This is a genomic window from Paenibacillus sp. JZ16, from assembly GCF_015326965.1.
In the GTDB taxonomy this organism is placed as follows: Bacteria; Bacillota; Bacilli; order Paenibacillales; family Paenibacillaceae; genus Paenibacillus_AQ.
This window is the reverse complement of the sequence record NZ_CP017659.1, coordinates 1,763,511-1,789,675: the sequence shown is the minus strand read 5'-3', so window position 1 is coordinate 1,789,675 and position 26,165 is coordinate 1,763,511. Positions and strand designations below refer to the sequence as shown.

Below are 26,165 nucleotides of genomic sequence, written 5' to 3'. Positions count from 1 at the left end.
GGGCTTTAAGCTGCGTTCGCTTACCAGATCAGCAGAAGCAATCCGGAAATAATAAAAGCGACGCCGGCGATCTTGCGGATCCCGATGGTTTCCTTGAATACCCATTTGGCAAACAACAAGGCCCACAGGAACGTCAGTGCGTTGGCAGGCATAACCAGCGTATAGGGAAGCTCACCCAGAAGGTATATGTTTAACAAGGCTCCCAATCCGTAACTAAGAAAACCGACTAGCAGCAGCTTGATTTGTTTGTTTGCGGTATACCCCTTGAAGAATACGCTCCCCAGCGAGCCAAGCAAAGTCATCAGAAGCAGGAGCAAGTATAGGAACCCGTCATTTTTCATAGGACGTTAATGTCACCCCGATTCCGAGCAGGGCGACGGCTGCCAGTTTTTGCAGGGTTAACGGTTCATCCAGAAAAAAGTCACCATAAAACAGAGCCACAATATAGCTGATGCACATTAGGGGATAAGCAACGGACAGCTTCTCCATTGAAAACGATTTGATCATGAGTATGGCTCCGAGGCCATAACAGATAAAGCCGATTCCCATATACAGCAAGTTGGCGTGTCCCCATTTCCAGAACAGCTGGCCGGTAGCCGTCAAGAATGCCGATAAGACCATGAGCAGCTTGCCCAAATGGCGCGGGGAGCTCTGCGCTTTTATCTGTTCCATGTTAATCCCTCGCATCCCTGAGCGGATTTGTGATTGATCAAATACTTGTGTTTGACGAGCCCGAACATCGGGAGGTCGGACAAGGAGTCGGAATAAGCGCAGGAAGCTGCATAGTCAATGGTCAGCTGCCGCTCGTTCAAGTACTGCTGAATCCGGTTCACTTTTTCCTCCCCCTTACAATTGTTCCCTTCGATCATCGATGTAAAGCGTCCGTCCCGTACGGAAAGCTTGGTAGCGATCACCGTGTCGACACAAGGAAGCTCTGCAAAGTATCTCATGTAAGCATCGGGGGACGCCGTTACAAGGAGCACATGATAGCCCTCGCTTTTTTTTCGCTGCATTTCCTCCAGCGCAGCCGGGAAGATCGCAGGTTTCAATTCCGTTTCGTAAAAATGTTTCAGGTCGGCATCATCCATATGGCGCATCGCATGAAAATAAGCGCTCTTTGCTTTTTCAGCTCCCAGAAGACGGAGCTTGTACAGTACGGAGTGAAGCAGGACTTTCAGTATAACGGGGGCCGTGGACGGTTTTTTTCGTATGCCATACTTTAAAAATTGAAACATGGAGTCCGAATGGATGACCGTTTTGTCGATGTCAAAGATTGCGAATTTCTGATTCATATCATTTCCCTCAATTTACCGATTCTGTATTATTCAAAGTATACCAAAATTCCGATGACGCTGATGACATAAAGGATCACGGTGACCAGGATGTGAGCGTCCTCCAGGAGCACCCGGTCCGGAGCCCCGCCTTTTTTCTCGATGTGAATCAGATAAAGATAGCGGAACATCCCGTAGATAACGAGTGGTATGGTCCACATAAGATGAACGGTTCTGCCGGACGTAAAGGTAAACAGCGAATAACTGATGATGGTTGCTGTGGTGACAATGCTGCTCATCTGATCCAGCAGATCGAACGAATATTGATCGAGCACCTTGCGGTGAGAGCCCTTGTCATGCTGCAGCAGATGAAGTTCATGTCGTCTCTTGCCAATCGCCAGGAAGAGCGATAACAGCATCGTACAGAGAAGAAACCATGGCGTGAACGGGACGTGGATGACCAGTCCGCCTGCGATGGCACGCAGCACAAACCCGGCCGCGATAATCATGATGTCAATGATGACAACATGCTTCAGCCGGAAGGAATAAGCTACGTTCATGGCAAAATAGAGCACCAATAATACGGTAAACAGCGGATTGAGCAAATAAGATATGACCAGCGAAGCGATCAGCAGCAGCGCGCCGAATCCAATAGCCAGCTTAGGCGGCAATGCACCCGAGGCCATGGGACGGTATTTTTTCACCGGATGGTTGCGATCCGCTTCGCGATCGGCATAATCGTTCACAATGTAGACACAGCCGGACACGAAGGACAACAGAAAAAAACCGATCAGGGTGTCGAATAGCACGCCGGGATTTACCCCTTCAAAGGAGAAGAGGGGAGCTGCAAATATGAGCAAGTTTTTGGTCCATTGCTTAGGCCTCAGCTGCCTGAAGAGCAGCATGGGAAGCTGTTTAAGCGGAGCAGCGACCGATTCGGTATTCGTTGAAGACAATGGTGTTACCTCCTGATACATCATATTTCATAAGGATTTACGAGAAATAGCGCTAAAACACGATAGCTATCATACCATAAAATAGACTATATATGGTAATGATCCGTTGGTTGCGAAGCTTACATATAGAACAAATAAACCTCCCCAAGCGTTCACGAGTTGGCAGGGAGGTTATTGTTCTGCTTATTAATTGTAAAAAGAGAAGGCTGCATTCGGTTCCTCATGATTTGCCGATCAACAGGGACAGCAGACCGGCCGCAATGAGCGGCCCGACGGGTACGCCTCGGAACAGGGCTACCCCAAGCACCGTGCCAACGAGAAGACCCGCAACCACGGTGGGATTGGTACCCATCAGCGTGGCACCCCGGCCGCCCAGGTATGCGACAAGCATGCCGACGGCGATGGCCAATAGCGATTTCCAGTTCAGGAATGATTCGCCGATCGTTTGCAGACTCATCTTTCCGCTGGCCAGCGGTGACATGACACCTATGGTGAGAATGATAATGCCGAGTGTCAGTCCGTATTTCTCCAGCCATGGGAATGCTTGCTGAAAACCGGTTACGCGGATGAGAAGCAATGCCAGCATCGCAATGGTCACGGCAGAATTGCTGCTAATAATACCAAGTCCCGCCATAGCCAGCAGGATGAGTGAAGTTACGTCCATGGGGAATCACTCCTTATGTTTAAGATATCAGAAAGTTAGACTACGAAGCGTATACCTTCCTGATATCGTAAGAAAAACATCATAAAAAACCGGCCTGTCCTCAGGGAATGCACGACGTTTATCGTTTAAGCGTCCGAAGCCAGATGCTCAGCAATCAGGCGACCGTGTAATCTGCCTGTCTCAATGAACACCTCATTGGCGTTGCGGCCGGATGCAATGACGCCTGCGACATAGAGTCCCGGAACGTTGGTCTCCATCGTATCCGGATTATAAAGCGGCTTCTCCATGTCTTCATTCAGTTCAACGCCGGAGGAGGCAAGCAGCTTGCGGTCAGGACGGAATCCGGTCAAGGCCAGTACAAAATCATTCTCAATGATTGTTTCCTGGCCTTGATTCGATAGAACGGTAATGGAAGATTCCGCGATTTGTACGACACGCGAGTTCAGGTGAAGCTGGATATGACCTTTTTGCACCATGCTGTCAAACAGAGGACGTACCCAAGGTTTGATGTTTTGTGAAACTTCCTCACCCCGGTATACCATCGTCACCTCGGCTCCGACACGGATAAGCTCCATGGCAGCATCTACGGCGGAATTACTGCCGCCGATGATCGCGGTTTTCATTCCTGCATATGGATGGGCTTCCCGGAAATAATGGGTTACTTTCTCCAAGTCTTCTCCGGGAATGCCAATATAATTCGGATGATCAAAATAACCCGTAGCAATGACTACGTGTTTAGCTTCTCGTATGGACTCTACACCACCGCGGCGCTGGGTCTTCACCTGGAAGCTCCCGTCGGGCTGCTTGGTTATGGTGAGTGCTTCTTCGTATGGGGAGATTTTTAGATTAAAGTGTCTGGCAACTCTGCGATAATAGGCCAGCGCCTCGTGCCGAAACGGTTTATCATTCGATATGGCGAACGGAACATCTCCGATTTCAAGCATTTCGGCCGTACTGAAAAACTGCATATGTGTTGGATAGAGATAAATGGAATGAACTACATTGTGTTTATCGATGATCTCGCAGCTGAGGCCCTGGTTGCGGCATTCAATGGCAGCTGAGAGACCGCATGGGCCTGCGCCGATAATTAAGACGTCGAGCATGGTGAACCTCCTTATGTATTAGCCTTGCGTTTAGATCAGCATTATAATCCTACAGCAAATAAGAGGATAAATCCAGATTGGGCGGTATGGAGCCTGGCTGAATTGACTTCAAGCATAAAGGATTTGACAAACACCATCAATTTGATTACCATCTAATTAGATTACCATTAAATTAGATGGTTATGAAACTTGTTGTTAGGAGGGAGGAAGAAAAAAGATGGAAACGACTGCTAGCGAAGCCTATAAAACAACCGTTCTCCGGAATTTTATAGCGAAAGACGGAACGCTGCGTTCCATTCCGGCCCAGTACAAGAAGAAACTCGTCATATTGGAATACCTGGTTGAGCAGCTTGAAGCGGGGAAGGAATATCCGGAAAAGGATATCAATGCGTTTATCAAGCGTTATTATGCCGATTATGCGACCATTCGGCGGGAATTTATCATTCATCAATATATGAGCCGAGATCATGAAATCTATATACGTAACCCGCGCGAGTTATGGACCCAATGGGAAAAGGTTTAAATGGGATTATCACAAAAAGCCACCTTTCACTGCCTAAGCAGTTGAAGGTGGCTATTGTATATAACGATCCGTGTCATTATTCCGTATAAGTTCGATTAGAAACCGGCAGCAGCCTTTTTAACGAGCTCAAGACCGTTCTGAACGATCATTTCTGCTTCATTAGGGAATTGGTTGTGGCCTTCGATGATCAGGGTTTCGATATCCTGTACGCCCCATTGACGAAGATTGCCCATTACGAAGTTAACAGCCATCTCAGCCGCAGCCATAGGTCCTTCGGAATAGTTGCCGCCGCGCGCATTCAGGATGACGACTTTTTTGCCAGTCACGAGACCTACAACGCCTTGAGGGGTATATTTGAACGTTTTGCCTGCTTGGTTCAGGTAGTCGATATAGGTATGAAGAACGGCAGGTACGGTCATGTTCCACAATGGGAAAGCAAGCACGATTTTGTCTGCAGCAAGAAACTGGTCTAGATATTTGCTCACATTCGATGCAGCCGCCTGCTCTTCCGGTGTAGCTTCCAATCCTTGGGCAGCTTTAAACATACCGTTGATGGCAGTGCTATCATAATAAGGAAGATTCTCTGCAAAAAGGTCAAGCTCCGTGATGTGGTCTTCCGGATGGCTTGCTTTGAAGGACTCCAAAAACGCATGGTACATTTTTACGCTTACCGATTGTTCGATGGCTCTGTTGTTTGCTTTGATGAATAGTACATTAGACATGTATGAAAACACTCCTTGTTGTTAGGTTTACTTTATAAAGTATAGTATATTTCATTTTTATTGTTTGTCAACAACGTCTCAATGTACGATATCGATATTACCGGAGTACGTTTCCACTTGGATGGTATCGGTTGTTTCTTTCAATGACTCCGGCGCCGAGACGGATCCCGACAGTGTCTTAAGGTCATAGAAACCGCGGAATGACGGGTCAGGCTGTACTTTCACGTTGCCGGATCTGCACAGGATATTAACCGATGAAACGCCAAGCAATCCTGCGTTTACGTTACCGGAAGTGACCTCGATGTCCAAGGGACCTTCCATATTTTTCAGCACGACATTTCCCGAATGATTGACGAGCCGGGTGGATGCCCGAATGTCAGAACCGCGAATGCTTCCCGAAATGTTCTCAACGCTTAACTGCTCGGCTTGTATTCCGCTCAAGTTAATGCTGCCTGACTTCACGGAGATGTCAACCACCTTGGAGGAAGCTCCGCTTACCTGGATATTATCGGAGATGGTCGACAAATCGAGTTCGTCCAGTTGCGTGGTTGATGGAAGCACGATGGTCAGTGTTCCTTTCGGTGAACGAAAGTCCACACTCATCAACTGAAAAGTGGAAGGAGTAGTCAGATCCAATTTCACCTCAGAGCCTGATGGATTAAAGTTTTTAAGAATATCGACATGCTCCGGTTTTAATTTGCCGTCAAACGCGATATATCCGTTCGAATCGCCGCTGTCCTCAAATGCGAAGCTGATATTAATATTGCTGGCAATCGTTAATTTCTTCAAATTTTCGGCATCCTGCAGATCCCATCGATTCTGATAGCTGACAAGATCTTCTCCGAATTTAAACTTGTTCGCAGCCATGCCGACGATTCCTACCAATATAAGTGCGATTGCTAAACTGAACAACCATTTTCTGTTCACTGTGCGTCACGTCCCTTCAATAAACGCGTATTCCATCTGGAGTACCTCAAGGTTAACGATAACAACCCAACCATGGCTGAGCGTGTGGCATATCCGAGGAAGATGCCGATTCCGATCAAAGAGATAGATAAGAATAATTTGGCCGGATAAAACGTTCCGTTTACGATATAGTCAAGCAGAACGAGCACCGGGCTCAGCAAGGTTGCCAGGGCTCCCAGAGCAATAGCGACGCCTCCGGACCATAATGCCGCAAGGAAGGGGACTGCCACCAATGCACAGAAGAACAAACCGACTCCTACTGCATATTTTCCAAAAGAAGACGGTCTTCGGATCGCTGCCGGAGCAGGCATATCCATAACCACATACCGGTCGCCTAACGCTTCCTTAGCCATCTCAAAAGGATCTCCCAGTTCACGGGCGATTTCCTCTTCGGTTCGTCCATTCTGCATGCCAATGACAAAATGGGACGCCACATCATGAATGAATTCCCGCCGTTCGTCGGGAGGAAGCGCGGCAAGACGCGATTCCAAAATTGCAATAAACTGTTTTTTAGTCATACAAATTTCCTTCCTCTATCAGATTGGTCACATTGCCCACAAAAGCTTGCCATTCCTTTACCAAGGCTCTCATATAAATCACTCCGCTGGGCGTCAGCTTATAATATTTACGGGGCGGACCCTCGGTCGATTCCTGGAGGTACGTCGTACAATAGCCTTCATTAACAAGTCGGCGAAGGAGAGGGTACAAGGCCCCTTCGGCTACCTCAATATGCCTCGATACCGCTTGAGCCAACTCGTAGCCATACTGGTCCTTGCGATGGATTAACACAAGCACGCAGAGTTCAAGAACGCCTTTTTTGAATTGAATACTGACATTCATACGGCAAATACCTCCTTTCATAAGTCCATGTTCATGCTGTAAACATGAGGTAGTGATTAATATTCAGTAGTGGTTCTACAATAAGATATCACTAAGTACTGATTAATGCAAGGTACTGATTATAAAATGGGTTATTACCAGAACATCGTCGAATCATAAGAAGCTTTGTTGAACGTAAGAAAGTCTCGTTTAATCTTGAAAAGGCACGGTTAATAGAAGTTATCAGAACATAGGGTCGTTTTTCCAAGATAAGAATGGAGGGATGAACAGTATGTCCATCGATCGGTTTATATTAAAAAAATTGGACAGTTGCCAGGAGATGACAACGCGGAGAAATCTCGTGAAATTGTTTCAAATCCGAATTCAGAGAGCGCAGATAGCCGAGGATCGTCATTACGGGTTATAATGGAGTTAAACAAAAAAAGGGCTATCCCTCTTTTTTAAAAGAGAGATAGCGCAAGAGAGTCGTTTTCGCTTTTGCTGTGAAGAATTGCCTCGGATCCCTCGATTTCAATGCTGATCAGGGAGTTGAGGCATTTTTGCAGCGCCTTTTTGCCGGTTTGAATTTTATGGTCAAGCGCGCTGGTTAGCAGTTTTAATACTTTCTGTACCGGCTGCTTGCTATCCGTTGTAAAGTATACGGGAACCGGCTTATTTTGGAACATGATAAGTGTTTTCATATCAATCACCTCACGAAAGATTTTTCATGATATTTGCATTATAAATTGCCAATCTTAAAATAACCTTAAATTCATAGAATTAATCAGCATCATTTTTCAGAGCGTGACATTTTTGTGAACGACGCTGTTTTACCGACGAAAAACCCGGATTTACCCTATAATCAATATATAAATAGTCCCTCGGGACTAACAAACCCGCACGAAAAATAGGAAATAGGAAATATGACACAAATTGACAGAACCGACCCTGGGATGATATTATTACAATAATGTAACTATTTTTTGTAACTATTGAAATAGGTGATTGGACTTTGCATATGGAATAAACATAAGGATTACCATGTTTGGGAAGGCAGGTTGGCTAGATGATACTCACCGTGATCAGCGGTCGAAATGAAGATGATTGGTTTGATATCGACGTACCCGATGAGTGCTCCATTGAACGGTTGAATGAGCTGCTGGGGCTACGTCTTTTTCGTGAACCCTCGGGTGAAGGGATTCAATATATATTAGAAGCAAAGTTCCCGGAAGGCTTGTGGTTTACGGTAGGCGGCCATTCTAACCTTGTTGAAGCGGGACTTAGGGAAGGCTCTTATATTCGTTTGCAACGGGCATTCTCAACAACCACCGAGGAAGCTCCTGTCTATGGCAGAAGATCGTTGTTTCAAGAAAGCTGAGATTGGGTAAGTAACCCATTGGTTTTGAATGAAACAGCCACATACATAATTGTACATTTCAGATGCTCTGGATTAGGAGGAAGTGACTTATGAACGTGTTGTACCAACGTTCGCCGCGTATTAGACCGGCTTTACCGAATGAAGACATGGAGATTCTGAGACCGCCGTCCGAGCCGAGCAAACCGTCGTTTTCGATGATTGCCATCATTATCCCGATTATTATGACGGCTGCGACGGTCGGTTTCTATGTTTATATGAACGTGAGCGGCAAAATGGGGAATCCCAACTACATGATGTTCCAGATGCTCTCCGTCTTTATGATGCTGACATCCTACACGCTGCCGTTCTTCATGTATTTAAGCAACAAGAAGACCTATCAGAAGAATCTGGCCGAGCGTAATCAGAAGTACCGGGCACAGCTTGATCTGCACCGCGAAGAGCTCAAGGAGCGGCAGGAAGATCAGGTACACATTCTGTTTGAAATCCATGGCGATCCGGACGTGTGTTACAACGTCGTGAAGAACCGGAGCAGCAGCTTATGGGAACGCTCTCCGGAAGATAAGGACTTTCTGGAGATTTGCGTGGGCAAGGGAGAGGTTCCTTTTTACATTAACGTAAAGCCTCCCCGCGCGGATGGATATGACAAGGACCCTTTGATTGAAGCAGCTGAATTGCTGTCTTCCGAATTTCAGTCCGTCGACGATGCATCGATTGCGCTGCCGTTATTCGAATCCAAGGTCATAGGGATCGTAGGCGGAAGAGAGCGCGTATTAAATATGCTGCGCGTGATGATGGCCCAAACGGCTGTGCGGCACTCACCCGATGAAGTGAAGATCGCCGCGTTCTACGAAGAGAAAGAAGCGAGCGAGTGGCAATGGCTGCGCTGGCTCCCACATACGTGGGATGATGATCGATCCAGCCGCTATCTTGCGGATCGACGGAGCAATGCCCATCAGCTTGCGGATGAAATATTTACTCACTTATACCGGCGTAAAAATAATCGTGCCGAGCATGGGAAGAAAACGATTGAGACACCGGCATACGTGGTGATTTTATCCGCTACCCAATTAATCGAGGAAGAACCGCTGCTGCCTCTGTTGATGGAAGATGCCGAAGCGACCGATGCGGTTACCATCATCTTGTCCGACCGCAAGGAAAGCTTGCCGATGCACTGCCAGCTTATTGTAGAGGTTGACCGGGAGCAGGCGGCGTATACGATTAAGAAAGCAGATGGCACGGTCTCCAAGCAAACTTTCCAATCCCATCATATTAGCAGGGAGCAAATCGAAGCCTTGGCCCGATACATGGCGCCGATCCGGCTGAAACGATCCTCTGCGTCGGATATCCCAAGCGTTTTGGCACTCTTCGAGATGATGGATATTCAAAAAATCAACGATTTGGATGTGCACAGACGCTGGCAGCAGAACCGATATCCGGATTCATTACCCGTTCCGATGGGAGTCCGGGCGGGCGGAAAGAAGATTAATTTGAATCTTCATGATAAAATAGAGCGTCAAGGTCATGGACCGCACGGTCTGATTGCGGGAACGACCGGTTCCGGGAAAAGTGAGGTTATTCAATCCATTGTTGCCTCCCTGGCATCCGAATTCCACCCTCATGACCTGGCATTTATGCTTATTGATTACAAGGGCGGCGGCATGTCGAACACGTTTGTTAACTTGCCGCACGTTGTAGGAACCATAACGAATCTGGATAACAATCTAATCGAGCGCGCGAAGGTGTCGCTGAAAGCCGAGCTGGTTCGCCGCCAGAAAATATTGAACGATGCGGGAAATCTGCAGCATATCGACGAGTACTACAAGCTGCTGCGCAATCGGCATGGCGAACCGCTTCCGCATCTCGTTATTATCATTGATGAATTTGCACAGCTGAAGAAAGACCAACCGGAATTCATGGATGAATTGATCAGCATCGCCGCTATTGGACGAACACTCGGAGTCCATCTGATTCTTGCGACTCAGAAGCCGGCGGGCGTCGTGGACGATAAAATTTGGAGTAATTCGCGCTTTCGGATCTGCCTTCGGGTACAAAGCGAGGGCGATAGCCGTGATATGCTGAAGATTCCGAATGCAGCCTGGATTAACAAGCCCGGACGAGGCTATTTTCAGGTGGGCAGCGATGAAGTGTTTGAAGAAATGCAATTTGCCTGGAGCGGTGCTCCTTACATTGAAGAGAAGGATACGCCTGGCGCAGTGGTTATTCGCGAGGTGCGAATCAACGGGAAGAGTGAGCCTCTGCTTGCATCTAATCCTTCCCTGGGAGCGCATCTGGAGGTACCCAAACAGCTCCAGGTGTTTATCGACCATGTAGCGGAAGTTGCCGAAGAGCAAGGAATCGAACGGCTACAGGGGCCTTGGCTTCCACCGCTTCCGGAGAGCTTGGATCTGGAGAGCATTCAGTCCGGGACCGAGCTGCAGAAGCAGGAGCTGTTCGGTGATTCGGCGCTTGTGTCCTACGTCGGGATGGTTGATGATCTGCCAAACCAATGCCAGAAGCCGTTGATGCTCAATCTCGAGCAAGGCCACTGGGCCGTGTACGGCATGCCTGGACTTGGAAAGACCACCTTTATTCAAACGATGCTGATGTCGTTAGCCAGTCGGTACACCCCGGACTTTTGGCATGGGTATATCGTGGATATGGGCCGAATGATGCGGGACTTTACAGGGCTTCCACATATCGGAGGAGTCATGACGGCGGAGGAAGAGGATCGCATCAAGCGCCTGTTCCGTTTTCTGACGAAAACGGCGGCGACTCGCAAGGACATGATTGCCGAAGCGGGTGTGAAGACTGTTGCATCCTATCGCCGGGGCAACACAGGACCCGTTCCGCAGCTGGTCGTGGTTATTGACGGTTATCTGAATTTCCGGAACTCGTATCCGGATGAGAATGATATGCTTGAATACCTGCTGCGAGAAGGCGGCAGTCTGGGAATAACGTTTGTCATTACGGCGAACCGAATTTCGGATATGTTTGAGAAGGTTCGAAGCAACATCTCGCAAGCAGTGTCGTACGAACTGGCCGATCCTGCTGATTACTATTATGCGGTGGGGCGTCCAACAAGAGCCCCCAGCCAGCTTCCACCGGGAAGAGGTCTGGTCAAGGGGCAGGTGCCGCCGCTTGAATTTCAGACGGCCTTGCCGGCTTCAGGCCAGGAAGAGGGGGACCGCTCCGCAGCGCTCCGCGATATGATTCGCACTCACCGGGCAGCGTGGCACGGGGAGGAAGCGCCGCGGATTGAGTCACTGCCGGACAAGATTCCGCTTCATCAACTGCTGAAGGTACAAAAGCCTTACGAAACAGCAGGTATGGCGAAGTACCGGGTTCCTGTCGGAGTGGCTACGGATGATTTGACTCCTTTTGCTATCAATCTGGAGGATGGGCCGCATTTTATTGTGGCGAGTCCGATGGAAGGCGGTAAAACGTCATTCCTTCTTAGCTGGATGTTATCACTTGCATATCATACATCGCCGGATGAGCTGGAAATCTATACGGTAGATACGCGCTATGGTAGCAGCGGTCTGAGTCGGATGAATCATCTTCCGCATGTCCGTGGACATGCGGAGAATGAGGAAGACCTGGCTCCGCTCATTTCAGGTCTTTATGAACGGGTTCAAACCCGGTCGAAAGACAGTGAAGACCCGACGATCCTGCTTATGATTGATGACGCTGACGTGCTCAGCAAGCAGCTTTCCGATTTCACCTTGAAAGACCAGCTGTCAGCCATCGTCAGACAGGGGAGGGACCGCCGGGTACATGTTATCGTTGCCGGTGTGCCGGCCGATTTCCCGACGTATGGCGTCGATTGGTTTACTGATATTAAGGCTGCACAAAACGGATTTTTATTCGGAACATTGGATTCCAACGATTTATCGTTCTTCAGAATTCCTTTTTCCGAATCCGCTAATAGTCCTGGAGGACTAAAAATACTCCCGCCAGGACAGGGGTACTACGTAAAACGCAAATTTTCCAGAATAAAAGGCGCAGTTCCGTTTGATGACGAATGGAACGCCCAAAGATGGGTCACAGAAATTCGCGACCGATGGCATGTTGTAGTTTGAGGGGAGGTGGCTCATAATGTTGACAATTCATGCTTCCAAACAAGAAACGATCACGCTGAATGACAAGGAATTTTTCTTCTTGGCTGGAATTATCGGATCGGACCGATTACTTGGTGTTGAAGATCCATTTGTAGGATACTTAACGGAAGAAATCGCGGTTGAGTGGGAGAAAACCAAACAATCGCTCCTAAGCAAGCAATATTTGATTCAAGAGGAAGGCGGGGAATTGTCGATTCCACCCGAGGTCTTCTCAAGAGTGGCTATTGCCGGACTTGCGGAACGTGCGTGCTGGTTGAAATATGAAAATCAGGATTCGGCGTTTGAAGGATATCTGCATGTTACGGACGAACGGGTAATACAAGTATGCAGAAGCGGCGAAGACAATCGATGTTACCTGCTAAGCGAACTTGGCACGATCGAACAAACCTGCGATCAACTGGTGCAGGATCTGGCCCTAAGCGACCAAAACTGGGGGGATATTCCGGCACTTCTCCTTAGCCGGAAGGAATTCGGAGATATTTACACCTCCGTTTCCGAACAGAACAGCGATGATATCGGCGATCGCTTGGCCAGGTTGACCGATGATGCGGAAGGTTCCATCGCTTTAGCGAAATGTATGAAAAACAAGGTGTCTTCGGGGGAACTCCAGCTGTCGATTTGGAACGGAAACAGCTGGGAAAGTCAAAATGCAGCATTTATAGTGAACGAGTCCATGAATTGGCTGCTGCGTATGAGCCTGGAGGGAGACCAGGACTGGTTAACCGCAGCACCAGCGACCAAAGAGCAGTTTCGTCATATGCTACTCATGTGGCTGAAACAGTAACAGAGCCTGTATGAAAGGTGAGGACCAATGCGTATTTCTGTCGAGCCGGAGTCTCTCCGGACGTTAAGCCGTCAGCTGCAGCATAGTGGCGATGAATATTTAGCGATTACGAGAACGCTCAACCAAGCTATGGAATCACTCGTTTGGGAGACGTCTCTCAAAGCGGCGGTTATTGATGAGTGGCAGTCTGCCCGGAGTCTTGGAGAGCATCTGGGAGCTCTTCTTGCTCAGCTGGGCAAGCATCTTCAAAGCAAAGCCGATCAATTTCAAGAAACGGATCATCAGTACCATACGATTTTGGAGCATGCCATCGTAAGTACAGTATCACCGACGGCTCTGTTTGCCGCTTCCGGCATGGAGGGGCGCTCATCCATATTACCGGAATATGGCAATTCCTCGACGGTTATATCGAACCCGAGTTCGGTAGCAGCTGCCGTGGGCATGACCAGTGGAGACAACGGAGATTCGGCTAAACAAGCCGCGTTAGCCGGGCAAAGCTGGACCTTTACCGATCCGTCTTCGTTTGGCATTGCCAACTAAACTCCTATTCCTTTCGGGAAAATCGGGATGGTAAATGTTTCAAATTGGGACGTATAGGGTAACTGGAAATTAGGTCTGAGGACGCTTTGATAAACTGAGGCTCATGGGCTAAGATGTCAAGTGTCACCAGAAAACGAATTTCTAGGAGGTTACATAAATGGCAGGACGTATTTTAATTACGCCAGAACAAGTTGAACAAGTAGCAAACCAATTTAAACAAAGCGGTGATCAAAGTCAGCAAATCGTTAACAGCCTGACTCAATCGATCAACGGCATGGAAGGTCAATGGGATGGTATGACGAAGCAGCGCTTTTTCCAGGAATTCCAGGAAGCAAGCCGTTTGATGAACTCCTTCGTTCAAACGCTTGACAGCATCAGCAATGAGCTGAAAGCGATCGCTCAGAAATTCCGTATGGCTGACGAATCCCGTTAATATCCATTCGGAGACTTTTGCTTTATAATAGTTTAATAGGCAGAATAAACCGGGTGGTAGACAACCCGGTTTTCTTGCAATTTTGGATGTTTAGAATATAACCATGTGGTTAATAGAGTTATATAGTTAGGTAACGGAGTTAAGAGAGGATGACGTTCATGACATTTCAGCCAAACCCGGGCGATGGGATTGTTGTAAATGGAACGGCTTATACAGTAGGGCAGCATCCCGCAGCGCCAGGCGTAGCCTATGCCCAAGCTGGGCGTCAGGGAATCGTCTACCAGTTGATTCCTGTGGACGGGGAACTGCATGAAGCCAAAGCACTAAAGGTATTTTTTCCTAAGTTCAGAATTCCGGCTATGGTGTATCAATCCGAACATATGGGGAATTATCGCGAGATACCGGGTTTGCAGGTAAGCAGTCGAGAGGTGCTCACTCCCGAAAGAAACGGAGATTTGATAGCGGAATATCCGGATTTGCTCTACGCGGTCATCATGCCATGGATTCATGGATGTACTTGGTTTGACGTTATAAGCGATCAGCGTAATCTGGGACGTTCTGATAGCCTGATGCTTGCCAAGGCATTGGCAGCTATCGGCTCAAGCATGGAGCAGCGCGGTTTAGCCCACTGTGACCTGTCTGCGCCTAATGTCATGCTTCCGTTTTTTTCGGAAGTGAAGCTGCCGGAAGGCGCTGCCGCCGTTGAGCTTGTCGATGTGGAGCAGATGTACAGTCCCAAAATGGATCGACCTGATGTTTTGCTTGCTGGCTCTCCTGGATATGCGGCTCACCGTACGGTGCATAGCGGGTTATGGAGTTCATATGCCGATCGTTTCGCAGGTGCTGTTATCATTGCGGAAATGCTGGGATGGAGCGATCCGGCTATCGTGAATCGGGCATGGGGCGAAAGCTATTTTGATCAGCATGAAATGCAGACCCCGTGCGAGCGTTATTTTTTACTGAAAAAATCGCTGGGTCAGCGTTGGGGTACACGGATTGCGGATCTGTTCGGCAGAACCTGGGACAGTCAGGATTTGAGCAGCTGCCCTACCTTTGGTGAGTGGCTGATTGCTTTATCATCCTTGAGTGAAGAAGAAGTAGTCGAGGAAGCGCAAGCTCCTGTAGCCGCTGCTGCTGCTCATGACGACAAGGCGGATGAAGCCCGATCTGAAACCGTCCAAGAGGTGCCGGCTGAAATTATGGCATCGCTTGGCATAGAGCCAGGCACCCGAGAGGTCAACGACAATGTGGTTGGACGCTTGTTTCATCAAGCCCGTGATCTGGAGGATGCGGGTAATCTTTCCGGCGCGTTGGAAATATTCCGCTCCGCGTATCATTTCGTAAAGAAGGACAGTCCGCTTGAAGTGGAGCTTGCCGCCGCTATACAGGGGCTCGAAGAGCAGCTGCGTCCGGCTGAAGAATCATCGAACAAAGGCATTAAAGCACTGTTGTTATCCCGTAAATTCATGCTCTCAATCGCTGCGGCTATCGTCATATTGGCAGGTTCTGCGATTACGGTGAATCAGATTCTGGCGGAGAAGGCAGAGAGCCGTCAGCTTACTGCTCAGCGATTAGCCGAGCAGCAAGCGCAGGAGAAGGAAGAAGCAGCGCGTAAACAAGAGGAAGAAGCACGGAGGCAGCAGGAAGAGGCTGCCCAGGAAGAGGCTGCCCAGAAAGAGGCAGAGGCTAAGAAAGCGGAAGAGGAGCGCAAAAAGGCTGAGGAGGCCAAGAAGGCTCAAGAAGCTGAGCAGGCACTGAAGGAACAGGAGAAAGCTGAGCTTCAGGCCAAGTATGAGAAGCAGGCGAAGTATGAAGCTTATCTGGCATCACTTGAAGAGAAGAAAAAGAAGCAGGCATTGCAAGAGAAATATGATAATCAGGCCAAGTATGAGGCGTACTTAGCTCAGCTCGAAGAGAAGAAGAAAAGACAGGCACAGGAAGAGGCGGCAGCTAAGGAAGCTGCCAAGGCGGAAGCGGAGCGCCAGGCGCGAGCCAGAGCTGCCGAACAAGCACAAGCCGCAGCACTTCAGAAACAGCGTTCCCAAAACGTTGTAGAACTGGTTGCTTTATATAATAAAGCGTATAATGCGCAGGTGGCCGGGAACAAAGACCGTGCTAAGAATGCCGCACGTGAATTCATACAGTTATATAACAAGGATAAGGCCTATTATAAAACCGTTGGTAAAATGAGCAGCCGCCTTAGCAATCTGCAGAAATTCATAAGTGACGACAGCCACTGGATACCAAAACTGTAAGGAAGTAAACATGACGAAAATGCAGGGGTGAATGTTATTCACGATGAACTATACCATTCAAGCATCACAGCGCACGCCAGCGCTCATTATATATCTGATTGATATCAGCGCGTCCATGAACATGCTGATGGAGGACCGGAGGCGGATCGATGTCGTATACGAGGCCTTGTCCCTAGCCATTCGGCAAATGGTATTTCGGTCCACGAAGGGCAATCGGCTGACGCCTAGATACCGGATTGCCATCCTTGCATACAGCGATGATGTCTATGATTTGTTAAACGGGATTAAGGGCATTGACGAAATTGCGGCGATCGGATCGCTTCCGGATTTAACGCCGAAGCGTTTCTCCGATTCGGCGAAAGCGTTCCTGCAGGCCGAGAAAATCCTGCAGTCGGAGATTCCGAACATGCAGGATTGCCCCGCCCCGCTTGTGTGCCATATGACGGATGGCGTGGCTACGGGAGAGGATCCGGAACCGATTGCCCGCCGCATCATGAACATGAGCGTTCCGGACGGCAACGTGCTTGTGGAGAACATATTCATATCCGATCATCTGATGAACCAGCCGATATCCGAACCGCGCCGCTGGAAAGGGATTTTGGCCGATACTTCGCTTGAGGATGAACACGCGCGCAAACTTAAAATGATGTCTTCCGTTCTTCCCGAAAGTTATCGAGAAATGCTGGTTGAGGCGGATTATCAACTGAGCCCGGGAGCTTTGATGATGCTTCCAGGCACTTGCTCTGAGCTGGTGTCCATCGGGTTTCAGATGTCAGCTGCCACGCCGGTAAGGTAAGAGGGTCACAAAGATGAAGCGATCATACGCAAGAAGCATGGAATCGTTGGGAATTCGTAAACGGAAGGCTCAAGCAGCATCGTTTTATTACGAGAGCAAGCAGACCGTGGAAGAACCGATTACGAAGATTAAAGATTTGTTCACATGTCGTTATGCGTATGGCAGAGCGGCAGAATCTGTCATGCTCTCCGAGATGGGTCAGGATTTCATTGCTTTGCAGATGAAGGAAGATGTGTGCCATTTTGTATTGTGCGATGGTGTCGGATTGAGTTATCGGGGCGATGTGGCCTCGCGTCTGCTAGGCCAAGGGTTAATGAATTGGCTGGAGACGGTTGAGGAACTCACGACCGCATCGCTTGAACGCAGACTGAAGGAGCTTACGCAGGAAGCTGATCGGGAAATGCGGACTCATTCCCTGAGTTCCGAAACGCCCAAGCTGCTTCGCGAAGTACTGGAAGAGAAGCAGCGCAAGGGAAGCGAAGCTATGTATATTTGCGGCCGCATAGAGCTCTCCTCGGGTTTTCGCCGCAAAGGAAGATTGTGGCTCGCCTGGCAGGGTGACTCCAGGGTACGCTTGTGGCGCAAGGAAGACGAGATCACCTCGGTATTCGGAGATCGTTTCCGGACCTCGGAACGATGGTCTTCCCGTAGTGGTCCGATCGGAGGCAGTCCTCACGTGTTTTCGTGCAAATTAGACCCGGAGACCGAATATCGGCTTCAGTTATACAGCGATGGGCTCAACGATCTGGATCCGCTGAAGGAGCCGATTCCTGATGAGCAAGTGCAAGTATTAATGAATGCTCGCCATACAGACGGTCTGGAAGATGACGCTTCGTTTTTGGAGATTGTATGGTAGGTTTCTAAGAATGTTAGATGATGATAAACAATGGTCGGACCCAAGGGTCCGGCTTTTTTGTGCAAAAAATTAGAAATCATGATTATAAAACAACTCCTTTTGGGTAATCTTGTGACAGATGAATGCATAACGGATTACGATAATAAGGAGCGTGTTGAGGATGAATGAAGGACACGGACGTTTTCATGGGAGAACAGCGATCATTACCGGAGCCGGATCAGGCATAGGGAAGGCAGCCGCCATTCAGCTGGCGAAGGAAGGCGCAAATGTTGCTTTATTCGATCTGTTAGATGACCGAACGAATAAAGCGGAATCGGAGATCAACTCTATTCGCGAGGGTTCCGCCAGAGCCTTTGACGTAGATACTACAGATCCTGACCGGGTGGAGAAGGCGGTTCTCGAAACGGTGGAGATTTTTGGCGGTGTTGATATTGTATTCGCGAATGCAGGGATTAACGGCGTGATGACGCCAATTGATGAAATGAAGCTGGAGGAATGGACCAAGACGCTGAACGTAAATTTGAACGGGACGTTTCTGACGGTCAAATATGCGATTCCGCACCTTAAGAAAAGGGGGCAGGGCAGTATAATCATTACCAGCTCCGTCAATGGTACCCGAACCTTCTCCAACTTTGGGATGAGCGCATACAGCACAACCAAAGCGGGACAGGTGGCTTTTGCGAAGATGGCTGCGCTCGAGCTGGCGAAATTCAAGATTAGGGTGAATGTCATCTGCCCCGGCGCGATATCCACGAACATTGACCAAAGCACGAAGAAGCAGGGAGATCTGGAAGAGATCGTGATTCCGGTTGAATATCCGGAAGGGAGCCAGCCGCTGTCTGATGGACCGGGTACGCCTGAAGAGGTCGCGGATTTGGTGGCGTTTCTCGCTTCCGACCAATCAAGACATATTACAGGGGCACAAATCTTCATAGATGGAGCCGAATCCCTGTTGTAAATGAGATAGGAGACATCTCGAGGGTTCCCTGCATTCAGAACTTGGAATATAAACTGCGCTGCTATATGATGAAGAGGACAAAGGAAAAAAGGAGGAGGCTGTGTAATCATGAGCATCTTTTCCAGATTGGCTGAGGAGAAGATCGAAGAAGCGATCCGCAATGGGGAGCTCGATGATTTGCCATTTGCCGGAAAGAAACTTCCGATCGACGATCTTTCGCACATTCCGGAGGATCTGAGAATGTCTTATCGCATCATGAAAAATGCGGGTTATGTCCCTGAAGAGGTTACGCTTCGCAAGGAATGCGTTCAGCTGTATGACTTGCTCGGTGCTGCTTGCAGCGACGGTGAGCAGGAGCAGCTTCAGCGCAAGCTCAATGAAAAGCGTCTAAGACTGCAATTGCTGATGGAACAGCGCGGGCTTAGCGGCAATAGCGCGTTTACGCAGTATGAGTCCAAAGTTAGGGAACGATTAACCCATGAGGAATAATAGAACAGCGCCAGCCTTTCTTCTCTTTGCGAGGATGAACGTGCTGGCGCTGCTTGTTTATCTGGATAAGAAGATGTAGTTTAATAACTCCTGCGAATCCCTTATTTCGATGAGTTGCATCTAGGATTCAAAGAGCTGATTTTTGACATGATCCGTTATTTTGATCGGGGCAGAAGATACTTTCGATAAGTCAAACACAGGAATTAGATCAACAGGTCGAACGGGTTCCGGATAGTCCAGGAGACCGGCGGTCCAAGCCAGCCAGCCGATGATGCGCTCGGGCATGATGCCCTGGCCGCGAAGAAATGAGAGGCTAAGCCCGCGGGTCCTCTTGGCGAGCCTTCTGCCTTCCGCATCGACCATTAGCGGGGTATGTGCAAACTGTGGCGGCTGATAGCCTAACGCATGGTATAAGAGCAGCTGACGTGGCGTGGAGTCCAGTAGGTCGGCTCCTCGGAGTACGTGGGTTATGCCCATTAAAGCATCATCCACAACCACCGCGAGTTGATATGAGATGATATCGTCAGCCCTGCGAACCACAAAGTCTCCTCCGTCAGATAGTCGATGGGACTGCTCCCCGGCGATGCCGTCGACGAAGGAAACGATGTCTTCCGGTACCTTCATCCGCAGCGAAGGCTTCTTATGAAGCACGCGAAGCGCCGCTTCCTCTCGAGTCAAGTCTCTACAAGTTCCCGGATAACGGAGGCCTTCCGATGCAATGCCGTGCGGTGCGCTGGCTGCGGCCGTAATATCGGCCCGACTGCAATAGCAGGGGTACAGGTTATTGGTTTCCTGCAGCTTGGTGATTTCCCGCTCATATAGCGCTTGGCGCGCCGCCTGATGATAGGGTCCGTAGTCTCCGGCAACACCGGGACCTTCATCCCAATCCAAACCGAGCCATTCCAGATCTCTCATCATCTCGACGGCAAGCTCCTGGCGGGAACGCTGGACATCGATATCTTCTATACGGAGTATATATTGTCCGTTCATACTCCTCATTTGCAGCCATCCAAGTAAAGCGGTCAACGCATTGCCGATGTGCATCTTTCCTGATGGCGTAGGGGCAAAGCGGCCGCGAAATGTGGCATGCTGCTCCATACATTTCACCTTCCGACTACATGAATCTTGATGTTGACATGGGAATGATATTCATATTGTATCGCAATTATATCGATACTTTCCAGCCGTGGCGACAAGCAGCTCCCCTTGACGTACATCGGCTGTTTTATATAATTAAGGGATTATATTGATATTTGATAGGATAACGGAGATGTATCCATGACTGAATTACCGATTCACCGAATACTTCCACAATTGAAAATGGCTTTATCTGCTGGAACCCATGCGGTTTTGATCGCTGAACCGGGTGCGGGCAAGACAACCCAGGTGCCCTTGGCATTTCTGAATGAACCGTGGCTGGAAGACAAGCGGATCATCATGCTGGAACCTAGAAGAATTGCAGCTCGCTCGGCTGCGAGTTATATGGCGTCCTCTTTGGGAGAGGCAGTTGGTGAGACGATCGGATATCGCGTCCGAATGGACAGCAAGATCGGTCAGAACACTCGGATCGAAGTTGTGACGGAAGGCATCATGACGCGTATGCTGCAGGATGATCCGGAATTAACCGGCATCGGTATGATTATATTCGACGAATTTCATGAACGAAATTTGCAGGCTGATACCGGCCTGGCTTTTGCGATGGAATCCCAGTCGGTGCTGCGGGAAGATTTAAGGCTGCTCGTCATGTCTGCTACCCTAGAGGCTGAGCCAGTCGCGAAGCTTCTTGGCGACGCACCGGTCATCGTTAGCGAAGGTCGTGCTTTTCCAGTGTCTACTCACTATTTGCGCTCATTCTCTCTCGACGAGTTGCATAAAGGTGCGGCGAATGCCATCATGCGAGCGCTCTCCGAACAGGAAGGCGATATCCTTGTATTCTTGCCGGGTGCCCGCGAAATCAGGAGAACCGCTAATGAATTATTAAGAATAGGTTTAAGCCAAAATGTCGTCATTCGGGAATTGTACAGCGCGCTTCCGGCAGACAAGCAGGACGAAGCGATCATACGCGATTCGAACGGCAGGCGTAAAATTGTACTCTCCACAAGCATTGCCGAGAGCAGTATTACCATTGAGGGGATCAAGACGGTTGTTGACAGCGGTTATATGCGCACGGAGGTGTTCTCGCCCAGAACGGGACTGCCGCAATTGATTACGAGACGGTTATCCAGGGCATCCGCGGATCAGAGAAGGGGAAGGGCTGGGCGCGTATCGGCTGGTGTATGTTATCGCTTATGGAGCGAGGAAGAGCATCGTCATCTGTCGGAAAGCACCATTCCGGCGATCCGTGAATCCGATTTGACGCCGCTGGCCTTGGAATTGGCGGTATGGGGAACGCGTGACCCGGAGGAGCTTGCTTGGCTTGATACGCCGCCCCGACTAGCTCTTGCACAAGGACAAGCGTTATTGAAGCAGCTGTCGGCTCTGGACGATTCAGGCAGTATCACACAGCATGGCCGAGCGATGGCGCTTCTTGGGCTTCATCCGAGGCTCGCTCACATGCTGCTGAAAGCACAAGAAATAGGAGAAACATCGCTGGCTATCCGAATTGCTGTACTGCTTCAAGAGCGTGACATGTTGAGCAGAGGTGAAGCCATCAGGGATCAGGATTTGCGCTCACGTGTGGAGCGGCTTCTCTTGTTTGAACGACAAGGTCAGCGATCGGCTGAACAAGACGTGACTAATGAAGCCGTGCTGCAGCGGATGAAACAAGAGATCAGAAAACTGCATACACAGCTGAATATTGCATATACGACTAGCGGGGACTTGAATTTCTGCGGCCTTTTGCTGTCGTTCGCCTATCCGGATCGGATCGCGAAGAACAGGGGAGGAACCGGTTTTTTGATGCGCAGCGGCAGAGGCGTGAAATTGGTGTCGGTTCAGCCTATGAGCCGCGCACCGTATATTGTGGTCGCTGCCGTTGATGATCAAGGCCCGGACGGGAATATTCAGCTTGCTTCTGAAATAGATGAATTATGGCTCGAAAAGTATTACCATGACGAGATGGAACAGCATAAAGAGGTTGTATGGGATTCAGCTTCCGGCAGCATTAGGGCGAGACAGAAGCTGATGCTTGGAGCCCTCATTATCAAGGAACAAGCCTATTCGAATCCGACAGGAGAGGAAATAGCGGAAGCCATGTTGCAAGGGATCAGGCTGGAGGGTCTTGGATTGTTGCAGTGGAGCAAGGCGGCATTGCAGCTGAGAGAACGGCTGGCCTTCATGTTCCGGCATGATCCCGAGGGGAAATGGCCTGATGTTTCGGACGAAGGCTTGCTGAATCAGGCGGAGGAGTGGCTGCTCCCATATTTGGAAGGGCTGCGGAATCGCAATGATATGAGACGTCTCGCTCCGGGAACGCTCTTGGAGCATATGCTGAGCTGGGAGCAAAAGCAGCAGCTTCAGAAGGAAGCGCCGACTCATATTAGGGTCCCAAGCGGGTCCTTGATCCCAGTTAACTACAATGACCCTGAACAACCGTTCCTGGCCGTTCGACTGCAGGAGATGTTCGGACTTCAGGATACACCGCGAATTGCTGGCGGACGGGTTGCGTTGACCTTGCATTTGCTGTCACCGGCTCAAAGGCCCGTTCAGGTTACCTCGGATCTGTCCAGTTTCTGGCGCAGCGGCTATTACGAGGTGAAAAAAGACTTAAAGGGAAGATATCCTAAACATTATTGGCCTGATGATCCCATGGAGGCGACTGCAACCCATCGGACTCGGCCCAAGGCTTAACACGGCAGCGTCACGTTTAATTTCCCCCTCTGTCGGGTAATGTTATTTATGAACGACCACCGATGAGGAGGGTTTATCATGGAGAAGAAAATTGTTGGAGTATTCCGTTCGGAACAGGAAGCAGCCCAAGCAATCGAGCAGCTTCAGCGGCATGGGATTCCGAACGAGGCCATTTCCATTATAGCGAAGGATCAACGCGAAGCAGACATGATAGCCGAGCAGACGGGGACGATGGCGCCTGAAGGGGTAGCTGCAGGCGCGGCAACAGGCGGCATTCTTGGTGGTACGGCAGGTTTGCTGGCAGGACTCGGGGCTTTGGCTATTCCCGGCATCGGCCCGATACTTGCTGCAGGACCTATAGCGGCGACGCTCGCCGGCGCAGCAGTCGGTGCGGGAGCCGGGGGGCTGGTCGGTGGTTTTATCGGCCTTGGGATCCCGGAAGATGAGGCAAAAGAATACGAATCCTATATAGAGCAAGGACGGATTCTGGTACTGGTGGACGCCGATCAAGAAAATACAGGCATCTACGATATATTCCGCGATTATGATTACAGAAACGAGGGCCGTGCGGGAGCGGTTGATCTGGAACGGGACGACGCGCTTCCGCCGCGTGGCACTACGCTGCTGTAAGGAAAACAAAACCCGGTTCCGATGGGAACCGGGTTTTTGTTATAGAGATCAACCGCATTCTGTCTTCTGTAAAGGTACGATCGATAGAAGTTTTTCTTGATACATAGCCCAATAGAACGTACTTAATAGTGCTGATAACATCAGAATCAGTAAATAATTGGATTACCCGATCAGGGGCAGTGTCCCTTACAATGAGGTGTGCGCACGAAGTCAGACGAAGGGGGGAGCAGTATGCCCAAAGAAAGAATACCGGAAATCGAGCGCTTACGGGGAATTGCTTTTCTAGCCGTGGTCTTACAGCACTCCATCGCACATTATTCGGTCGCGCCGGGAATGACGACAGGTGATGGTTTGATGATGGCAGTTCTTCTGATGGCGACGAAATTTGCTGTACCCGTCTTTATTTTTATTACAGGCATGGTGCTGTTTTATAACGATAAAGGTCAGCTGTTTTACGGAAGGTTCATCAAGAGGCGTTTTGGCGACATCTACGTTCCGTTTGCTGTATGGACCTTGATTACTTTATTAATCAATCATAGGTTTAATCCTGCTGTCATTGAGGATTGGAAATATCTTGGAGAAGTATGGCTAACCGGGAAATCGAGCTCGCATTTTTGGTACATCATTATGCTGTTTCAATTCTATCTGCTGTACCCGCTGTTCCGCTCCGCTATACTAGGAATCAAAGAAAGATGGGGCTGGCAGGCGCAGCTTACGATATTGATTTTATCCGGACTATTGTACGTGGGTTTGACAGGAATGATTAACGATATTGGCCAATGGATGGGGAGCTTGAATATCCCGGTATGGAGTGAGCTGTTCACAACCTACGCAGATCGGAACGCACTTTATTATTTCTTCTATTTTGCGCTGGGGGCGGCAGCCGGTTTATACCATGACTCTTGGAAAAAATGGATTCAAAAGGCACGGCCGGTCATATGGTTGGTCTTCGCTTTTTTGTTCGGATGGATGCTCATGCAAGCCGTCCATGAAATCCGTTCTGCTGCGAATGGGGCGATTACGTTCTATTCCTTGTCGCTGCTCCGCCCGATGATGGCACTTTTCCTGATTAGCTCTATATTGGTCATGTACGATGTGGCCGGCTGGATATGTCGTCATGCCGGAGCGGGTGCGAATGCGCTTTTGTCCTCCATTGGGCTCTATTCGTATGGCGCTTACCTGATGCATCTATTGACACTGCGTATAAGCTATGCAGTCGATGAATCTTTGCTGATCAGCATGCACCCTCTGGTCCGGATTCTCTCATCATGGATTATCAGCGTGGCCGTGGCTTATGGTGCCACTTGCATGCTAGCCAAGCTGCCGTTCGGGAAGTGGCTTGTCGGAATCGCGGGAGCAAGAAAAAGCCGCGGGGTTCGCCCATACGGCAAATCGCGACCAAGCACAGGCACGTCCGCCGGAATGTGAAGAAATTAAACCCACCCTTCAGGGTGGGTTTTTTGTTTGAAACCAATCGAACGAGCCACGCCAACAACCCATAAAACAACAGGTGAAAAATAATACACTATATAATTTCAGTATATGAAAAATTCATAATAGAATAAAAGCTGGTGTTATTGCATCACATTTATTCAACTAACACCCCACCACGTTTCAATCTACACCTTCTTGGTTTAAAAAGAGGGGGATGCTTGCTATTGTGCAAACTGGGAAACTGTGGGTTATAATTAGGTATAATATGGGACAAGTAGCTCGTGAAGGAGGAGGCGTCCAAATGGCATTTATGATCGCCCAGCGTGCTTTTATCAAAGTATATCTCATTACCATGGTGGAGCAGCAGCGAGGATATGGATATCAGATGCTGGAAGAACTACGGCAAGAATTCAAGAGCCATGGGTACTCACCGCCGCAAAGCGAAATTTACCGGGCTCTGCATGAGTTGGTGCAGGAGGGTGTGTTATATCGTACCAAGCAGCTGAAAGGGAATGATCCGCGGGTCGATTTTCAAGAAATCGTTCTTTACCATTTTACCGATGACGGTGCGGAGAAAGCCAAACTCTACAAAAAACAGGTTAAAACAGATTTGGATCGGTGTTTAGGGATCCTTCATAAAGCGGTAAACGATAATTTTTAAAAAAATAATCTGAATGGAAT

At 49.2% G+C, this 26,165-nt stretch carries 27 protein-coding genes; 15 read left to right on the top strand and 12 right to left on the bottom strand.

Annotated features, from left to right (window positions below):
* Positions 1 to 20: 20 nt before the first annotated feature.
* The 6 genes from BJP58_RS07955 to BJP58_RS07930 all read right to left on the bottom strand — a co-directional run bounded on the left by BJP58_RS07955 (position 21) and on the right by BJP58_RS07930 (position 3,994).
* Positions 21 to 341 (bottom strand): EamA family transporter, encoded by a 321-nt coding sequence (locus BJP58_RS07955; RefSeq protein ID WP_194543505.1) that lies wholly within the window; start codon positions 339 to 341, stop codon positions 21 to 23.
* Positions 331 to 672: an EamA family transporter gene (locus tag BJP58_RS07950; RefSeq protein ID WP_194543504.1), complete on the bottom strand. Its 342-nt coding sequence runs from the start codon at positions 670 to 672 to the stop codon at positions 331 to 333. The genes BJP58_RS07955 and BJP58_RS07950 overlap by 11 nt, the downstream gene beginning before the upstream one ends.
* Positions 660 to 1,292, bottom strand: coding sequence for an HAD family hydrolase (locus BJP58_RS07945; RefSeq protein WP_194543503.1), 633 nt, complete (start codon positions 1,290 to 1,292; stop codon positions 660 to 662). Before BJP58_RS07945 ends, BJP58_RS07950 begins: the two co-directional genes overlap by 13 nt.
* 29 nt (positions 1,293 to 1,321) lie before the next feature.
* Positions 1,322 to 2,248 (bottom strand): decaprenyl-phosphate phosphoribosyltransferase, encoded by a 927-nt coding sequence (locus BJP58_RS07940; RefSeq protein ID WP_194544867.1) that lies wholly within the window; start codon positions 2,246 to 2,248, stop codon positions 1,322 to 1,324.
* 199 nt (positions 2,249 to 2,447) lie between these two features.
* Positions 2,448 to 2,891: a DUF441 domain-containing protein gene (locus BJP58_RS07935; protein ID WP_071220196.1), complete on the bottom strand. Its 444-nt coding sequence runs from the start codon at positions 2,889 to 2,891 to the stop codon at positions 2,448 to 2,450.
* Between the two features lie 125 nt (positions 2,892 to 3,016).
* Positions 3,017 to 3,994, bottom strand: coding sequence for a YpdA family putative bacillithiol disulfide reductase (locus tag BJP58_RS07930; protein WP_194543502.1), 978 nt, complete (start codon positions 3,992 to 3,994; stop codon positions 3,017 to 3,019).
* A 217-nt stretch (positions 3,995 to 4,211) separates the two neighbouring features.
* Between BJP58_RS07930 and BJP58_RS07925 the strand changes: the two genes are divergently transcribed.
* Entirely contained in the window at positions 4,212 to 4,517 is a 306-nt protein-coding gene (locus BJP58_RS07925) for a DUF2087 domain-containing protein (RefSeq protein ID WP_071220198.1), read from the top strand.
* Positions 4,518 to 4,612: 95 nt separating this feature from the next.
* Here the strand turns inward: BJP58_RS07925 and BJP58_RS07920 are convergent, their stop codons facing one another.
* The 5 genes from BJP58_RS07920 to BJP58_RS07900 all read right to left on the bottom strand — a co-directional run bounded on the left by BJP58_RS07920 (position 4,613) and on the right by BJP58_RS07900 (position 7,725).
* A complete protein-coding gene (locus BJP58_RS07920) occupies positions 4,613 to 5,239 on the bottom strand; it encodes an FMN-dependent NADH-azoreductase (protein ID WP_194543501.1) in 627 nt (208 codons plus the stop codon).
* 78 nt (positions 5,240 to 5,317) lie between these two features.
* Positions 5,318 to 6,166 carry a DUF4097 family beta strand repeat-containing protein gene (locus BJP58_RS07915; RefSeq protein ID WP_194543500.1) on the bottom strand — a complete coding sequence of 283 codons (849 nt, stop codon included), beginning with the start codon at positions 6,164 to 6,166 and terminating at the stop codon, positions 5,318 to 5,320.
* On the bottom strand, positions 6,163 to 6,723 hold the full coding sequence (locus BJP58_RS07910) for a DUF1700 domain-containing protein (protein ID WP_194543499.1): 561 nt from the start codon (positions 6,721 to 6,723) through the stop codon (positions 6,163 to 6,165). Before BJP58_RS07910 ends, BJP58_RS07915 begins: the two co-directional genes overlap by 4 nt.
* On the bottom strand, positions 6,716 to 7,045 hold the full coding sequence (locus BJP58_RS07905) for a PadR family transcriptional regulator (protein WP_071220202.1): 330 nt from the start codon (positions 7,043 to 7,045) through the stop codon (positions 6,716 to 6,718). Before BJP58_RS07905 ends, BJP58_RS07910 begins: the two co-directional genes overlap by 8 nt.
* Positions 7,046 to 7,485: 440 nt before the next feature.
* Positions 7,486 to 7,725: a hypothetical protein gene (locus BJP58_RS07900; protein WP_006211206.1), complete on the bottom strand. Its 240-nt coding sequence runs from the start codon at positions 7,723 to 7,725 to the stop codon at positions 7,486 to 7,488.
* Between the two features lie 365 nt (positions 7,726 to 8,090).
* Here BJP58_RS07900 and BJP58_RS07895 point away from each other — a divergent pair, with 365 nt between their 5' ends.
* The 10 genes from BJP58_RS07895 to BJP58_RS07850 all read left to right on the top strand — a co-directional run bounded on the left by BJP58_RS07895 (position 8,091) and on the right by BJP58_RS07850 (position 19,631).
* The gene (locus tag BJP58_RS07895; protein WP_071220203.1) at positions 8,091 to 8,402 is read left to right on the top strand and encodes a hypothetical protein; all 312 of its coding nucleotides are present in this window, start codon (positions 8,091 to 8,093) and stop codon (positions 8,400 to 8,402) included.
* Positions 8,403 to 8,491: 89 nt separating this feature from the next.
* Complete coding sequence (essC, locus tag BJP58_RS07890) at positions 8,492 to 12,481, top strand: type VII secretion protein EssC (protein WP_194543498.1); 3,990 nt, start codon at positions 8,492 to 8,494, stop codon at positions 12,479 to 12,481.
* A 16-nt stretch (positions 12,482 to 12,497) separates the two neighbouring features.
* Positions 12,498 to 13,304: a hypothetical protein gene (locus BJP58_RS07885; protein WP_071220205.1), complete on the top strand. Its 807-nt coding sequence runs from the start codon at positions 12,498 to 12,500 to the stop codon at positions 13,302 to 13,304.
* Positions 13,305 to 13,331: 27 nt separating this feature from the next.
* Complete coding sequence (locus BJP58_RS07880) at positions 13,332 to 13,844, top strand: WXG100 family type VII secretion target (RefSeq protein ID WP_071220206.1); 513 nt, start codon at positions 13,332 to 13,334, stop codon at positions 13,842 to 13,844.
* A 157-nt stretch (positions 13,845 to 14,001) separates the two neighbouring features.
* Positions 14,002 to 14,277: a WXG100 family type VII secretion target gene (locus BJP58_RS07875; RefSeq protein WP_006211202.1), complete on the top strand. Its 276-nt coding sequence runs from the start codon at positions 14,002 to 14,004 to the stop codon at positions 14,275 to 14,277.
* A 158-nt stretch (positions 14,278 to 14,435) separates the two neighbouring features.
* On the top strand, positions 14,436 to 16,532 hold the full coding sequence (locus BJP58_RS07870) for a protein kinase family protein (RefSeq protein WP_194543497.1): 2,097 nt from the start codon (positions 14,436 to 14,438) through the stop codon (positions 16,530 to 16,532).
* A 43-nt stretch (positions 16,533 to 16,575) separates the two neighbouring features.
* Positions 16,576 to 17,328 carry a vWA domain-containing protein gene (locus BJP58_RS07865; protein WP_071220489.1) on the top strand — a complete coding sequence of 251 codons (753 nt, stop codon included), beginning with the start codon at positions 16,576 to 16,578 and terminating at the stop codon, positions 17,326 to 17,328.
* Between the two features lie 13 nt (positions 17,329 to 17,341).
* The gene (locus BJP58_RS07860) at positions 17,342 to 18,184 is read left to right on the top strand and encodes a hypothetical protein (protein WP_194543496.1); all 843 of its coding nucleotides are present in this window, start codon (positions 17,342 to 17,344) and stop codon (positions 18,182 to 18,184) included.
* Positions 18,185 to 18,344: 160 nt separating this feature from the next.
* Positions 18,345 to 19,142 carry an SDR family oxidoreductase gene (locus BJP58_RS07855; RefSeq protein ID WP_113058720.1) on the top strand — a complete coding sequence of 266 codons (798 nt, stop codon included), beginning with the start codon at positions 18,345 to 18,347 and terminating at the stop codon, positions 19,140 to 19,142.
* A gap of 108 nt (positions 19,143 to 19,250) precedes the next feature.
* Entirely contained in the window at positions 19,251 to 19,631 is a 381-nt protein-coding gene (locus BJP58_RS07850; protein WP_194543495.1) for a DnaJ family domain-containing protein, read from the top strand.
* Positions 19,632 to 19,751: 120 nt separating this feature from the next.
* On the opposite strand, the gene gluQRS is transcribed toward BJP58_RS07850, so the two are convergent.
* Positions 19,752 to 20,729: a tRNA glutamyl-Q(34) synthetase GluQRS gene (gene gluQRS, locus BJP58_RS07845; protein ID WP_194543494.1), complete on the bottom strand. Its 978-nt coding sequence runs from the start codon at positions 20,727 to 20,729 to the stop codon at positions 19,752 to 19,754.
* A gap of 180 nt (positions 20,730 to 20,909) precedes the next feature.
* Here gluQRS and hrpB point away from each other — a divergent pair, with 180 nt between their 5' ends.
* From hrpB to BJP58_RS07825, 4 genes are all read left to right on the top strand, one after another.
* Positions 20,910 to 23,420, top strand: a complete 2,511-nt coding sequence (gene hrpB / locus BJP58_RS07840) for an ATP-dependent helicase HrpB (protein ID WP_194543493.1) — start codon at positions 20,910 to 20,912, stop codon at positions 23,418 to 23,420.
* A gap of 78 nt (positions 23,421 to 23,498) precedes the next feature.
* The gene (locus BJP58_RS07835; protein WP_194543492.1) at positions 23,499 to 24,050 is read left to right on the top strand and encodes a general stress protein; all 552 of its coding nucleotides are present in this window, start codon (positions 23,499 to 23,501) and stop codon (positions 24,048 to 24,050) included.
* 231 nt (positions 24,051 to 24,281) lie between these two features.
* Positions 24,282 to 25,478, top strand: a complete 1,197-nt coding sequence (locus BJP58_RS07830) for an acyltransferase (protein ID WP_194543491.1) — start codon at positions 24,282 to 24,284, stop codon at positions 25,476 to 25,478.
* A gap of 307 nt (positions 25,479 to 25,785) precedes the next feature.
* Positions 25,786 to 26,145, top strand: coding sequence for a replication termination protein (locus BJP58_RS07825; RefSeq protein ID WP_071220214.1), 360 nt, complete (start codon positions 25,786 to 25,788; stop codon positions 26,143 to 26,145).
* Positions 26,146 to 26,165: the final 20 nt, after the last annotated feature.

Bases quoted from the DNA above. Each gene is read 5' to 3' on its own strand.
- BJP58_RS07825 (WP_071220214.1), top strand. From the start codon at position 25,786: ATGGCATTTATGATCGCCCAGCGTGCTTTTATCAAAGTATATCTCATT.
- BJP58_RS07950 (WP_194543504.1), bottom strand. From the start codon at position 672: ATGGAACAGATAAAAGCGCAGAGCTCCCCGCGCCATTTGGGCAAGCTG.
- BJP58_RS07835 (WP_194543492.1), top strand. From the start codon at position 23,499: ATGGAGAAGAAAATTGTTGGAGTATTCCGTTCGGAACAGGAAGCAGCC.
- BJP58_RS07865 (WP_071220489.1), top strand. From the start codon at position 16,576: ATGAACTATACCATTCAAGCATCACAGCGCACGCCAGCGCTCATTATA.
- BJP58_RS07855 (WP_113058720.1), top strand. From the start codon at position 18,345: ATGAATGAAGGACACGGACGTTTTCATGGGAGAACAGCGATCATTACC.
- BJP58_RS07925 (WP_071220198.1), top strand. From the start codon at position 4,212: ATGGAAACGACTGCTAGCGAAGCCTATAAAACAACCGTTCTCCGGAAT.
- BJP58_RS07920 (WP_194543501.1), bottom strand. From the start codon at position 5,239: ATGTCTAATGTACTATTCATCAAAGCAAACAACAGAGCCATCGAACAA.
- BJP58_RS07875 (WP_006211202.1), top strand. From the start codon at position 14,002: ATGGCAGGACGTATTTTAATTACGCCAGAACAAGTTGAACAAGTAGCA.
- BJP58_RS07880 (WP_071220206.1), top strand. From the start codon at position 13,332: ATGCGTATTTCTGTCGAGCCGGAGTCTCTCCGGACGTTAAGCCGTCAG.
- BJP58_RS07900 (WP_006211206.1), bottom strand. From the start codon at position 7,725: ATGAAAACACTTATCATGTTCCAAAATAAGCCGGTTCCCGTATACTTT.
- BJP58_RS07860 (WP_194543496.1), top strand. From the start codon at position 17,342: ATGAAGCGATCATACGCAAGAAGCATGGAATCGTTGGGAATTCGTAAA.
- BJP58_RS07940 (WP_194544867.1), bottom strand. From the start codon at position 2,248: ATGTATCAGGAGGTAACACCATTGTCTTCAACGAATACCGAATCGGTC.
- essC (WP_194543498.1), top strand. From the start codon at position 8,492: ATGAACGTGTTGTACCAACGTTCGCCGCGTATTAGACCGGCTTTACCG.
- BJP58_RS07870 (WP_194543497.1), top strand. From the start codon at position 14,436: ATGACATTTCAGCCAAACCCGGGCGATGGGATTGTTGTAAATGGAACG.
- BJP58_RS07930 (WP_194543502.1), bottom strand. From the start codon at position 3,994: ATGCTCGACGTCTTAATTATCGGCGCAGGCCCATGCGGTCTCTCAGCT.
- BJP58_RS07955 (WP_194543505.1), bottom strand. From the start codon at position 341: ATGAAAAATGACGGGTTCCTATACTTGCTCCTGCTTCTGATGACTTTG.
- BJP58_RS07935 (WP_071220196.1), bottom strand. From the start codon at position 2,891: ATGGACGTAACTTCACTCATCCTGCTGGCTATGGCGGGACTTGGTATT.
- BJP58_RS07885 (WP_071220205.1), top strand. From the start codon at position 12,498: ATGTTGACAATTCATGCTTCCAAACAAGAAACGATCACGCTGAATGAC.
- BJP58_RS07830 (WP_194543491.1), top strand. From the start codon at position 24,282: ATGCCCAAAGAAAGAATACCGGAAATCGAGCGCTTACGGGGAATTGCT.
- BJP58_RS07945 (WP_194543503.1), bottom strand. From the start codon at position 1,292: ATGAATCAGAAATTCGCAATCTTTGACATCGACAAAACGGTCATCCAT.
- BJP58_RS07850 (WP_194543495.1), top strand. From the start codon at position 19,251: ATGAGCATCTTTTCCAGATTGGCTGAGGAGAAGATCGAAGAAGCGATC.
- hrpB (WP_194543493.1), top strand. From the start codon at position 20,910: ATGACTGAATTACCGATTCACCGAATACTTCCACAATTGAAAATGGCT.
- gluQRS (WP_194543494.1), bottom strand. From the start codon at position 20,729: ATGGAGCAGCATGCCACATTTCGCGGCCGCTTTGCCCCTACGCCATCA.
- BJP58_RS07910 (WP_194543499.1), bottom strand. From the start codon at position 6,723: ATGACTAAAAAACAGTTTATTGCAATTTTGGAATCGCGTCTTGCCGCG.
- BJP58_RS07895 (WP_071220203.1), top strand. From the start codon at position 8,091: ATGATACTCACCGTGATCAGCGGTCGAAATGAAGATGATTGGTTTGAT.
- BJP58_RS07905 (WP_071220202.1), bottom strand. From the start codon at position 7,045: ATGAATGTCAGTATTCAATTCAAAAAAGGCGTTCTTGAACTCTGCGTG.